This window comes from Azospirillum sp. UENF 211521, assembly GCF_058780535.1.
Genome location: NZ_JBSNCF010000003.1, coordinates 805,988 through 817,500 on the forward strand (window position 1 = coordinate 805,988; position 11,513 = coordinate 817,500).

The following is an 11,513-nucleotide window of genomic DNA, read 5'->3' on the forward strand; positions in this document are numbered from 1 at the left end:
GCGCGGCGGGCTCGGGTCACGCCGTCGGTCCGAGCCCCGTCACGAAGGCGGCGATGCGGCGGCAGGCCTCCGCCAGTTCCGCCTCGCCGACCGCGAAGGACAGGCGGACGCAGCCCGCCGCCGCCGGGCCGAAGGCCCCGGCGTCGAGGACCGACACGCCGGTCTCGCGGAACAGCCGCCACGCGAACTCCATGGTCGGCAGGCCGGTGCCGCGCACGTCCACCAGCATGAACATGCCGGCCTCCGGCTTCAGGCAGCGCAGGCCGGGAACCGAGCCGAGCGCCTCCAGCGCGATGTCGCGGCGGCGGCGGTAGCCCTCGCGCATCGCCGCCACCGCCTCGTCGCCCTGCTCGACGGCGACCAGAGCCGCCTGCTGCACGAAGCCCGGCAGGCCGTAGAGCATGCACAGCGCCAGCGTGCCCATATGGGCGACCAGCGGCGCCGGGGCGACCACCCAGCCGGCGCGCCAGCCGGTCATGGCGTGCGACTTGGACAGGCTGTTGATGGTCACCGTGCGCTCCGCCATGCCGGGCAGGGTGGCGATGCTGACGTGGGGCCGGTCGAAGGTCAGGCTGGCATAGACCTCGTCGGCGACCACCCACAGGTCGTGGCGGCGGGCGAGGTCGGCCACGGCCTCCAGTTCCTCCATCGACATGACGATGCCGGTGGGGTTGGCGGGGGTCGCCAGGAAGATGGCGCGGGTGCGCGGGGTCACCGCGGCGGCCAGCGCCGCCGGGTCCAGCCGCAGCGTGGCGGCGTCCGGGGCCACCGGAACCAGCGTGGCGCCCGACGCGCGGACGCAGGCCTCGTAGGTCAGGTACATCGGCTCGGGCACCAGCACCTCGTCCCCCGCCTCGACGAGGCAGAGGGTGGCGTTGAACAGGCCGTTCTGCGCCCCGGCGCAGACGATGACGTTCTCCGGCTCGACCGGCAGGCCGGTGCGGCGGGCCATGTCGCGGGCCAGCGCGGCGCGCAGCTCCGGACGGCCGGGAATCGGGGTGTAATGGGTGTCGCCGGCGTGCAGGGCGGCGATGGCGGCGTCGCGCACCGGGGCCGGCGTGTCGAAGTCGGGGTCGCCGACGCTCAGCACGATGACGTCCTCGCCGCGGCCCTTGGCGGTCCAGGCGGCGAAATGGATGTCCCAGGCCGCGACGCGGTCGCCGCGGATGCGGTCGGTGAGGGAAGAGAAGCGCATCGGCGGGGCTCCCTGGCAGGCTTTTCCATTGGCCGGACACGGGTCACGGCGGAAGCCCATCCATATGCCCCAGGGCAGTGCCGGGGCACAACCGGGCGTTTGAGGGGCGACGGCGCAACGCGGCCATTCATGCCTATTAGGACACCCTGATATGACCGACCGGCAATTGCAGCGCTGCGAAAGCCGGGCCTATGACGGACCTCAAAGAAAAGAATGAGTGAATCGTCTGCCGAACAATTTCAACCGGCAACAAACGCCCGAGAGTGTGCAAAGGATAACCATGTACCGCGATCGTATTCGCCTGAAGTCCCTGTGGGGGAAGGTGGTGACGCCGGAAGAGGCGGCCCTGCTGATCCGCGACGGCATGACCATCGGCATGAGCGGCTTCACCCGCGCCGGTGACGCCAAGGCGGTGCCGCTGGCGCTGGCCGAGCGCGCCGCGACGGAACGGCTGAAGGTCACGCTGATGACCGGCGCCTCGCTGGGCAATGACGTGGACCGCATCCTGACGGAGGCCGGGGTTCTGGCCCGCCGCCTGCCGTTCCAGGCCGACCCGGTGCTGCGCAAGGCGATCAACCGCGGCGAGGTGATGTTCGTCGACCAGCACCTGTCGGAGACGGTGGAGCTTCTGCGCTCCCGCCAGATGGGGCCGGTGGATGTGGCGGTGATCGAGGCCTGCGCGATTACCGAGTTGGGCGGGATCGTCCCCACCACCTCGATCGGCAACTCGGCGACCTTCGCCATCCTGGCCGAGAAGATCATCGTCGAGCTGAATCTGACCCAGCCGCTCGACCTGGAGGGGATGCACGACGTCTACATCCCGACGCGCCGCCCCTTCCGCGAGCCGATCCCGGTGGTGACGGCGGAGAGCCGCGCCGGCCTGCCCTGCATCCCCATCGACCCGTCGAAGATCGCGGCCATCGTGGTGACCCGCAAGCAGGACAGCAGCGCCACCATCCTGCCGCCGGACGCCGAGACCCGTGACATCGCCGGGCACCTGATCGAGTTTCTCGACCGCGAGGTCCGGCAGGGCCGGCTGGGCCGCTCGCTGAACCCGCTCCAGGCCGGCATCGGGACCATCGCCAACGCCGTGCTGCACGGCATGATCGACAGCCCGTTCCACGACCTGACCATGTACAGCGAGGTCCTGCAGGACAGCACCTTCGACCTGTTCGACGCCGGCAAGCTGACCTTCGCCTCGGGCTCCTCCATCACGCTGAGCGCCGGAAAGTACGCGGAGGTCCTGCCGAGGATCGGCAGCTACAAGGGCCGGCTGCTGCTGCGCCCGCAGGAAATCTCCAACCACCCGGAGGTCATTCGCCGGCTGGGCGTGATCGGCATCAACACGGCGCTGGAGTGCGACATCTACGGCAACGTGAACTCGACCCACGTCAACGGCACGCAGATGATGAACGGCATCGGCGGCTCCGGCGACTTCGCGCGCAACGCCCATCTCGCCATCTTCGTCACCAAGTCGCTGGCCAAGGACGGGAGGATTTCCAGCGTCGTGCCGATGGTCACCCACACCGACCACAACGAGCATGACGTCGATGTCCTGGTGACCGAGACCGGTCTGGCCGACCTGCGCGGCCTCGCCCCGCGCGAGCGGGCGGAGACGATCATCCGCAACTGCGTCCACCCCAGCTACCGCGAGCTGGCGCTGGACTATCACCGCCGGGCGCTGCAGCGCGGCGGCCACACGCCGCACCTGCTGGAGGAGGCCTTCTCCTGGCACCTGCGCTACCAGCAGACGGGCAGCATGCAGCCGGCCTGAGGTCCCGATGCCCTCCCCCGCGCCGCGGGGGAGGGTTGGGTGGGGGCTCGACGCCAGTGTCCTTTCAACGGATCAGGGGCAGACGGCCTCGACGATCCGGCACACGTCCCCGGCGGTGCGTGGGGTGAAGCGGGCGAGCAGCCCGCCGCGCAGCTCGGGCACGATCAGCGACACCGGCTGTTCGGCGGGCACCGTCAGGTCGTGGTCGAGGTCGCAGACGCTGACGTAATCCAGCCCGGACAGGGCGACCAGGAGCGACTGCCGTCCCCGCTCGTCGACGGCGTGGGCGATGGCCCGCCCGTTGGCGGCGGCGTAGGCGGCGGCCTGGTCACGGGTGTAGCGGGACACCGGCAGCACCCGCAGCGACGGGTGGCTGCGCAGGACCGTGTCGATGAGGGCGTTGAGGCCGCTGGACAGGCTCGGCATGGTTTCCAAAGGCTTCCGACTGTGGAGCACCATCCTACCACGAATTCGGCCGTTGGGGGCGCCGCCCCCGCGCGACGCGAAAATGGTCACGCGGGGGTCACGCTCGTGCAAAGGTGTCAGCCGGCGCGGACCCGGGCGATGAAGCCCTGGATCTCGTCGCGCAGCAGGTCGGAGTCGCGGGACAGGCTGTTCGCCGCATCCAGCACCTCCGCGGCGGCCTCGCGCACGTCGGTGGCCGACTGGCTGACGCCGCCGATGTTGCCCGAGACCAGCCGGGTGCCCTGGGCGGCCTGCTGGATGTTGCGGCCGATCTCGTGGGTGGCGGCGGTCTGCTCCTCGACGGCGGCGGCGATGGCCCCGGCGATGGCGTCCACGTCGGCGATGGTCCGGGCGATGTTGCGGATGGCCGTCACGGTGCCTTCGGTGATCGACTGGATCTCAGTGATTTGGCTGGCGATCTCCTCGGTCGCCTGGGAGGTCTGGGTGGCCAGCGCCTTCACCTCGTGGGCGACGACGGTGAAGCCCTTGCCGGCCTCGCCGGCGCGCGCCGCCTCGATTGTGGCGTTCAGCGCCAGCAGGTTGGTCTGCGAGGCGATGTTCTGGATCAGGTTGACGACGTCGCCGATCTTCTGGGCGGCGCTGGCCAGCCGCTCGACCAGCGCGTTGGTCCGTTCCCCTTCGGCCACGGCGTCGCGGGCGACCGTCGCGGCGCCGTTGACCTGACGGCCGATCTCCCCGATGGAACTGCCGAGCTGCTCCGACGCGGCGGCGACCGTCGCGACGTTGGCCGACGCCTGCTCCGTTGCGGCGGCGACCGAGGAGGCCTGCTCCGTTGTCGTCTCGGCGGCGCCGGTCATCGTCTGCGCGTTGCTCTGGAGCTGGCGGGCGGCCTGCGAAACGGCGTGGACCACGCCCTGCACGTTGGCGTCGAACTGGTCGGCCAGGGCCAGCATGGCGGCGCGGCGGTCGGCCTCCATCTGGCGCTTCTGCGCGTCGCTCTCCTCCTGGAGGCGCCGCATCTCCAGCCCGTTGCTCTTGAAGACCTGGAGCGCGCGGGCGAGCAGGCCCACCTCGTCCGTGCGTTCGGTGCCCTGGATGGCCATGGTCAGGTCGCCGGCGGCAATGGAGGTCATCTCCGACGTCAGGCGGTGCAGTGGACGCACGACGAAGAACAGCAGGATGGACCCCAGCAGGCCGAAGGCGAACAGCAGGCCGGCACCCGCGACCGTGTAGAGCCGCGTCATCACCTGCTGGGAGAGGGCGGTGGCGCGCCGCTCGGCCTCCCGCGTTTCGGCCATGCTCTGCTCCACCCGCTCGCCCAGCGCGGCGGTCAGCTTCTGCCGGACGGGGCGGCCGACGTCGATGGACACGCGGATGGCGCCGTCGGTGTCGAAGCCGCGGGCCAGCTGCACGGTTGTCTGGGCGACGCGCTCATACTCCCCGACGATCGACTTGATGGCCTGGATGCTCTCGCGCTCCGCCGGGTCGTCGTAGGCCTCGGCCAGCGTGTCGATGGCAGCCAGGGCCTTGGCGATGTTGGCCGTGAGCTGCACGTTGGCGGCGTCGATGGCCTCGCGGGAGGAGGCGACGATGGCGTTCGACTCGGTGTCCATGGCGTCACCCAGCGCCGACTGCACCGCGATCGCCGCGCCCAGCCGGTCGGCGACGACCTCCGTGATGCGGGCGGTCGACCGCGTCAGGTCGGAGATCGCGCTCCGGGCGGTCCAGACGAGGCTGGCGATCACGATCAGCAGGACGAGAACCGGAACGAGGATCTTGTGCAGTAACTTGCGGTTCGAGAACCAGCGGTGCAGCGGCATGTCCAGGGCTTTCCAATAAATCGGGCTCGATCGGGGGAGGGACGGCGCGGGCGGCGCCAGGAGCCGGGTCTAAAAAATTCCCCCGCAGCCTTGCGGCATGCGGGGGAGGGGAGACGCGCCGTCAGCCGGCCAGCCGATCCCAGCAGCCGTCTAAGGCCGGGGACAGCTTGTGCTTCATGATTCGCTGGCTGGGGGTGCGCTCGAACTCCTCGACCACCGCGATGTAGCGCGGATTCTGATAGGGAGCGAGCTGTTTTCCGAGCCAGCCGGACAGCGACGGGATGTCGAGCGTCGCCCCGGCCTTCGGCTTCACGAACAGCTTGATGTCCTGCTCGCCGACGTCGGCGGCCACTCCGATGATGGCGCAGTCCTCGACCGAGGGGTGGGTGGCCGCGACATGCTCGACCTCCCAGGCCGACACGTTCTCGCCCCTGCAGCGCACGCTGTCGGTCATCCGGCCGTGGAACAGCAGAGTGCCGGCCTCATCGAGCGAGCCGAGGTCGCCGGTGTGCAGGGCGCCGTCCTTGAGCGCGCGGGCCGTCGCCTCCGGGTTGCGGAAGTAACCGGCGAAGATGGCGCCGGGACGGTCGGTGCGGACGACGATCTCGCCCCGCTCGCCCTTCGGCACCGGCTGGCCGGCGGCGTCCAGCAATTCCACCGTGAACCAGGGCATCGGGCGGCCGACCGCGCCGACGACGCCCTCGTCGTTGCAGGTGGTGATGCTCGACGCCTCGGTCATGCCGTAGCATTCGCGGATCTGCACGCCGAACCGTTCCTCGAAGGGCGTCCAGGTCTCCTTGGGGCAGCCGCCGCCCCAGGCGATGCGCACGGGGTGGTCGTGGTCGCGCGGCGAGACCGGCTGCTTGAGCAGGATCTGCAGGATGCCGCCCAGGTAATGGATGTGGGTCGCCCCATACTCCCGAACCTGATCCCAGAAGCGGCTGGCGCTGAAACGGTCGACCATGGCGAGCGACACGCTGCGGATCAGCGGCATGATGATCATCTGGGCGCCGCCGATGTGGTACAGCGGCTCCCACACGAACAGCACGTCGCCGTCGCGGGCGGCCGAGACGCGGGCCACCGCCTCGCCGGCCAGCCGCATCATGCGGTGCGACACCAGCACGCCCTTGGGCCGCCCGGTGGTGCCGGAGGTGTACATGATGGCGAAGGTGTCGTCGGGGGCGGGCGGCGCCTCCTCGAAGGCGGCGTCGGACTCCAGCAGGGCTTCCAGCCGCAGCGGCGCCGCCGGGTCGCCCTGGACGATCAGCGGCGTGCCGGCGGGCACAGCGCCCGTCTCGGCGATCACCGGCAGGAACTCGGCCTCGGCGATGATGGCGCCGGGGTCCGAATGCTCCAGGATGTAGCGCAGCCCCTCGCCGCGCTGCTGGGCGTTGATCGGCACCCAGACCAGCCCGGCCTTGGCGAGGCCGAACAGGGTGGACAGCACCAGCGGGCTGTTGCGCAGCATCAAGGCCACGCGGTCGCCGGGCTTCAGCCCGAGCCGCCGCAGCTCCGCCGCGACGCCGTCGGACTGGCGGTCGAGCGTGGCGAAGCTCAGCGCCTCGCCGTTGAAGCGGGCGAACAGGCGGGCGCGTCCGGTCCGGGCCGCCTGCGTGAACAGGCGGACGAACCCTTCTTCGAAATCGGACATGATGCGTATCTCGAATGCGTTTGGTCGGTTGGTTACGGCCGAATGGGGTTGCGGATCAGCGCGCCGGACGGCGCAGCCACTCCGCCATCAGCAGCAGGGCCATCACGATCGCGAAGACCACGACGGACACGGCGGCCAGCGTCGGGTTCAACTGGAGGATCATGTCGTCCCACATCTGCTTGGGCAGCGTGGTCTTGACGCCGCCGCTGACGAAGATCGCCACGGTCAGCTCGTCGAAGGAGGTGATGAAGGCGAACAGGAAGGCCGCCACCAGACCGCCGCGGATCAGCGGGACGGTGACCAGCATCAGCGTCTTGACGCGGTTCGCCCCCAGCGTCGCCGCCGCCTGATCCAGCCGCCAGTCGTGCCCCTTGACCACCGCGGAAATGGCGACGAAGGCGAAGGGCAGAGCCAGCACCGTGTGGCCGATGATCAGGCCGAGGTCGGTGGCGACCAGCCCGATCTGGGCGAACAGGTAGAACAGCCCGACCGCGATGACGATGCGCGGCACGATCATCGGCGCCAGGAAGAAAGCGAAGATCGCCCCCCGCCAGCGCGAGGAGGAGCGGGCGAGCGCCAGCGCGGCCAGACCGGCCACCAGCGTCGCAAGGATCGCCGTGGCGAAGGCCACCGCAAAGGAGCGGATCGTCGCCGACACCCAGAGGTCGGAGTTGAAATAGACGCGGAACCACTCCAGCCCGTAGCCCGGCGGCGGGAAGTCGAGGAAGGGCGAGGTGGTGAAGGCGATGGGCACGACGACCAGCGCCGGGGCGACCAGGAAGACGATCACCGCCGCGGAGTAGAGCGGCAGCAGCCGGTCTATCATCCTCGGCCCCAACACGCGCCCGACCGGTCCGCCCAGCGCCGTTGACGCCTTGGCGAGGCCCGACAGGATGCTCATCCCGGCCCCACGCAGGCGGCCCTGGCCGCCGCCGGTGCGCCCGGAGGTCTCGCCCGACAGGGAGGACAGGCCGAACAGCCGGTCGTAGACCCAGCAGGTGACCAGAGCCGCGACCAGCATGAAGGTGGCCAGCGCGCCGGCGAAGGCCCAGTTCAGCATCTCCTGGATCTGCGAGATGATGAGCTGCGCCAGCATGGTCTGCTGCGGCCCGCCGAGCAGCGCCGGCACGATGAAGAAGCCCAGCGAGGAGATGAAGGTGAGCAGCCCGGCCGCCGCCACGCCGGGCAGCGAGAGCTGGAAATAGACCAGCCAGAAGGCGTTGGCCGGCGGCGCGCCCAGCGTTTCCGCCGCCTGGACCAGCCGGCGGTCGAGGGTGGTCATCACCGGCAGCATGGTCAGCACGGCCAGAGGCAGCATGGCGTGGACCATGCCGGCCATCACGCCGAACTCGTTGTGCAGCAGCGGCAGGGGCGACATGCCGGTGCCGGAGAGGATCTGGTTGATGACGCCGGTGCGCCCCAGGATGACCATCCAGGCGAAGGTCTTCACCAGATAGCTGGTCCAGAAGGGCACCATCACCGCCAGGATCGCCAGCCCGCGCTGGCGCTCCGGCAGTTGCGCCAGCCAGTAGGCCAGCGGATAGCCGAACAGGAGCGACAGCAGGGCGGTCAGCCCGGCGATGCGGAAGGTGCTCATCAGGACGCGGAAATAGACGTCCGTGGCGACGATGCGGGCGTAATGGTCGCCGGTCCAGGCCGAGGTCTCCAGGTCCTGGACGCTGAGGCCGAGCAGCCGCAACACCGGGAACAGGAAGAAAATGGCCAGGAAGGCGAGGCCGGGGGCGGCCAGCCACAGCGGGCCGAAGCGCAGCCGCCGCCGCGCCGCGGCGAAGGCGCCGTCATGGTTCAGGGTGGCGGCGCTCATGACACCAGCACCCCGGCGTCGGCGCGCCAGCGCACCGCGACCACCTCGCCCAGCCGCGGCGGGGCGGTGCCGCGGCGCAGCCGGACGGTGATCGTCTCCTCACCGCCGAGCGACACCAGAACCCGCGTCTCGGACCCGGCATAGACGGTGTCCACCACCTCGCCGCGCACCTCGTTGTCGCCGTCGCCGTCGATGTCGAGCTGCTCGGGACGGACGACCAGCGTGCCGTCCGGACGGTCCGGGGTGTCGGCGGACAGGCGGAAGCTGCCGTTGCCGGTGACCAGCATGGGTGTGCCGCTGCCGTCGCGCCGGACCTGCCCGCGGAAGATGTTCGACACGCCGATGAAATCGGCGGCGAAGGCGGTCTTCGGGCGGGCGTAGATGTCGTGCGGGGTGCCGAGCTGCTCGATCCGGGCGTGGTTCATCAGGCAGATGCGGTCCGACATGGCCAGGGCTTCCTCCTGGTCATGGGTGACGTAGATGATCGTGGCGCCGGTCTCGCGGTGCAGGCGCTTGATCTCGTACTGCATGTGCTCGCGCAGCTTCTTGTCGAGCGCCCCCAGCGGCTCGTCCATCAGGATGACCGAGGGCTGGTAGACGAAGCAGCGCGCGAGCGCGACGCGCTGCTGCTGCCCGCCGGACAGCTCCTTGGGGAAGCGCCCGGCGAGATGGCCGAGATGGACCATCTCCAGCGCCTCCTTCACGCGCCGCGTCAGGTCCGCCGGGGCGACGCCGCGCATGCGCAGGGGAAAGCCGATGTTCTCCGCCACCGTCAGGTGGGGGAACAGGGCGTAATGCTGGAAGACGAGGCCGATGTCCCGCTTGTGCACGGGTGTCCGGGTCTCGTCCTGCCCGTCGATCAGGATGCGCCCGCCGCTGGGCTCCACCAGCCCGCAGATCATCTGCAGAAGCGTGGTCTTGCCCGACCCCGACGGGCCGAGCAGCGTCAGGAACTCGCCCGCCGGGACTTCGAGGCGGGTGGGTTCCAGCGCCGTGATGGCGCCGTACCGTTTGGTCAGGCCGTCGACCAGCAGCTTCGGCGTGGCGGCGGCCCCGGCCTGGACCGGCGCTGTCCGCGTCTGTGCGAGCGGTGAGAGCATGGCGGCGGGTCTCCTTTCCGAAGGCGGGCTTAGCCGAGGATCCAGGCGTTGAAGCGCTCGTTCATCTTCGCCCGGTTGGCGCCCCACCAATCCTCCTTGGCGATGGTCATCACCTTGAGGTTGTCGTCAAAGGTGGGCAGGGCCTGGGCGCGCTCCTTCGGGATGTTCTTGTAGGCCTCGAGGTTGGTCGGACCGTAGGCCAGCACCTCGGTGAAGACGGCCTGACGGGACGGGTCGGCGCAGAACTTGATGAACTGGCGGGCGGCGTCGGCGCGGGGGTTGCCGCGCGGGATGCCCCAGCCCTCGATCGAGTAGAGCCCCTGGTTCCAGTTGATCTTCACCGGGGCGCCGCCGTCGATCACCGCCTGGGCGCGGGCGTTCCACAGGGCGATCATGTCGACCTCGCCGCTCTGGATGAGCTGGCTGGACTGGGCGCCGCCGGTCCACCACACGGCGACGTGCGGCTTAATGCGGTCGAGCGCCTTGAAGGCGCGGTCGACGTCGAGCGGATAGAGCTTGTCGAGCGGCACGCCGTCGGCCAGCAGCGCCTGCTCCAGCGTGTCGATCGGGTTCTTGCGCAGCGAGCGGCGGCCCGGGAACTTCTCGACGTTCCAGAAGTCGGCCCAGCTCTGCGGCGCGTTGGAGGCGAACTTGTCGGCGCGGTAGCCGAGGATGGTCGAATAGACGTCGGTGCCCATCCAATGGCTGGTCAGCGACTCCGGCATCAGGCCGGGCGCGTCCGCCGCGGTGAAGTTCAGCGGCTCCAGCAGGTTCTGCGTCATCAGGATGTCGCGGGCCGACAGGGTCAGAGTGCAGACGTCCCAGGTGTAGGACTTGGTCTCCACGATGGCCTTGAACTGGGCGGTCGGCTCCGCCTCGCGGGCGACGTTGACCACCTTGATGCCGGTGGCCTTCTCGAACGGGTCGTAGAAGGCCTTGCGGAAGGCCGGGCTGTAGGGGCCGCCCGGATCGGCGACGGTGATCTGCTGCGTGGCGGCGAAGGCCGGGCGGAGCAGCCCGGCGGGCAGGGTGGCGCCCAGCGCGACGCCGGCGGCTCCCTTCATCAGGCTGCGGCGGCCCATGGAGAAGGTGGACTTGCTCATGTGAAACTCCCTGTTCTGCGGTCGGGGCGTCTCTGCGGCCCCGGTGGAGGAGCGCCGCCGTGGCGGCGCGGGTGGGCGGATCGTTGCGCCCAGGGAAGAGTCGTGTTTGGGGCGTGAGCCCTGGTTACGCGCGCTTCGCGGCGCGCTTGGCGAGGAACTCCTCCATCATCCGGGCCGGTTCGCCAGACGCGTAGGCCTCGCGCTGGATGCGCACGCCGGCGGCCAGGGCGTCGCGGAAGCCGGCCTCGGTCATCTCGCGGAAGCGCTGCTTGTCCAGCCGCATGGCGACCGGCGGCTTGGCGGCCAGCTCCTCGGCCAGGGCCAGCGATTCGGCCATGACGCGGTCCTGCGGGACGATGCGGTTGATCAGGCCGATGCGGTGGCTCTCCTCGGCGTCCATCAGCCGGCCGGACAGAGTAAGGTCCATGGTGCGGGCCAGACCGATCATCTCCTTCATGATCCACGGGCCGGTGGTGCTGGCGATGCCCGAGTTGATCTCCGGCTGGCCCATGCGCACGCCGGCATGGCCGATGCGGAAGTCGCCGAGCAGGGCGACCTGGAAGGCGGAGCCGGCGGCGACGCCGTTCAGCGCGATGATCAGCGGCTTCGACAGGGTGCG

Annotated in this window: 9 protein-coding genes (1 of these 9 cut by a window edge); 1 reads left to right on the forward strand and 8 read right to left on the reverse strand. The window is 70.1% G+C overall.

What is annotated here, in order from left to right:
* Positions 1–16: 16 nt before the first annotated feature.
* On the reverse strand, positions 17–1,195 hold the full coding sequence (locus ACWPN5_RS28330) for a pyridoxal phosphate-dependent aminotransferase (RefSeq protein ID WP_492298707.1): 1,179 nt from the start codon (positions 1,193–1,195) through the stop codon (positions 17–19).
* 280 nt (positions 1,196–1,475) lie between these two features.
* Between ACWPN5_RS28330 and scpC the strand changes: the two genes are divergently transcribed.
* Complete coding sequence (scpC, locus tag ACWPN5_RS28335; RefSeq protein WP_492298709.1) at positions 1,476–2,969, forward strand: succinyl-CoA:acetate CoA-transferase ScpC; 1,494 nt, start codon at positions 1,476–1,478, stop codon at positions 2,967–2,969.
* A 72-nt stretch (positions 2,970–3,041) separates the two neighbouring features.
* Here scpC and ACWPN5_RS28340 read toward each other — a convergent pair whose 3' ends face one another.
* The 7 genes from ACWPN5_RS28340 to ACWPN5_RS28370 all read right to left on the reverse strand — a co-directional run.
* Entirely contained in the window at positions 3,042–3,395 is a 354-nt protein-coding gene (locus ACWPN5_RS28340) for a hypothetical protein (protein WP_145674226.1), read from the reverse strand.
* Positions 3,396–3,511: 116 nt separating this feature from the next.
* Complete coding sequence (locus ACWPN5_RS28345) at positions 3,512–5,215, reverse strand: methyl-accepting chemotaxis protein (protein WP_492298711.1); 1,704 nt, start codon at positions 5,213–5,215, stop codon at positions 3,512–3,514.
* Positions 5,216–5,336: 121 nt separating this feature from the next.
* On the reverse strand, positions 5,337–6,866 hold the full coding sequence (locus ACWPN5_RS28350) for an AMP-binding protein (protein WP_145682119.1): 1,530 nt from the start codon (positions 6,864–6,866) through the stop codon (positions 5,337–5,339).
* A 55-nt stretch (positions 6,867–6,921) separates the two neighbouring features.
* Positions 6,922–8,691 carry an ABC transporter permease subunit gene (locus ACWPN5_RS28355; RefSeq protein ID WP_492298712.1) on the reverse strand — a complete coding sequence of 590 codons (1,770 nt, stop codon included), beginning with the start codon at positions 8,689–8,691 and terminating at the stop codon, positions 6,922–6,924.
* On the reverse strand, positions 8,688–9,791 hold the full coding sequence (locus ACWPN5_RS28360) for an ABC transporter ATP-binding protein (RefSeq protein WP_145682121.1): 1,104 nt from the start codon (positions 9,789–9,791) through the stop codon (positions 8,688–8,690). Before ACWPN5_RS28360 ends, ACWPN5_RS28355 begins: the two co-directional genes overlap by 4 nt.
* 29 nt (positions 9,792–9,820) lie before the next feature.
* Positions 9,821–10,894 carry a polyamine ABC transporter substrate-binding protein gene (locus ACWPN5_RS28365; protein WP_145682122.1) on the reverse strand — a complete coding sequence of 358 codons (1,074 nt, stop codon included), beginning with the start codon at positions 10,892–10,894 and terminating at the stop codon, positions 9,821–9,823.
* Positions 10,895–11,018: 124 nt separating this feature from the next.
* A protein-coding gene (locus ACWPN5_RS28370; RefSeq protein WP_035680235.1) for an enoyl-CoA hydratase/isomerase family protein crosses the window boundary here: on the reverse strand, positions 11,019–11,513 show its 3' portion. 276 nt of this gene lie beyond the right edge of the window; the window shows 495 of its 771 coding nt (coding positions 277–771); the start codon falls outside the window, past its right edge; it ends in the stop codon at positions 11,019–11,021.

Excerpts from the sequence above, each read along its gene's own strand:
- ACWPN5_RS28340 (WP_145674226.1), bottom strand. The coding sequence starts at position 3,395 with ATGCCGAGCCTGTCCAGCGGCCTCAACGCCCTCATCGACACGGTCCTG.
- scpC (WP_492298709.1), top strand. The coding sequence starts at position 1,476 with ATGTACCGCGATCGTATTCGCCTGAAGTCCCTGTGGGGGAAGGTGGTG.
- ACWPN5_RS28360 (WP_145682121.1), bottom strand. The coding sequence starts at position 9,791 with ATGCTCTCACCGCTCGCACAGACGCGGACAGCGCCGGTCCAGGCCGGG.
- ACWPN5_RS28330 (WP_492298707.1), bottom strand. The coding sequence starts at position 1,195 with ATGCGCTTCTCTTCCCTCACCGACCGCATCCGCGGCGACCGCGTCGCG.
- ACWPN5_RS28355 (WP_492298712.1), bottom strand. The coding sequence starts at position 8,691 with ATGAGCGCCGCCACCCTGAACCATGACGGCGCCTTCGCCGCGGCGCGG.
- ACWPN5_RS28365 (WP_145682122.1), bottom strand. The coding sequence starts at position 10,894 with ATGAGCAAGTCCACCTTCTCCATGGGCCGCCGCAGCCTGATGAAGGGA.
- ACWPN5_RS28345 (WP_492298711.1), bottom strand. The coding sequence starts at position 5,215 with ATGCCGCTGCACCGCTGGTTCTCGAACCGCAAGTTACTGCACAAGATC.
- ACWPN5_RS28350 (WP_145682119.1), bottom strand. The coding sequence starts at position 6,866 with ATGTCCGATTTCGAAGAAGGGTTCGTCCGCCTGTTCACGCAGGCGGCC.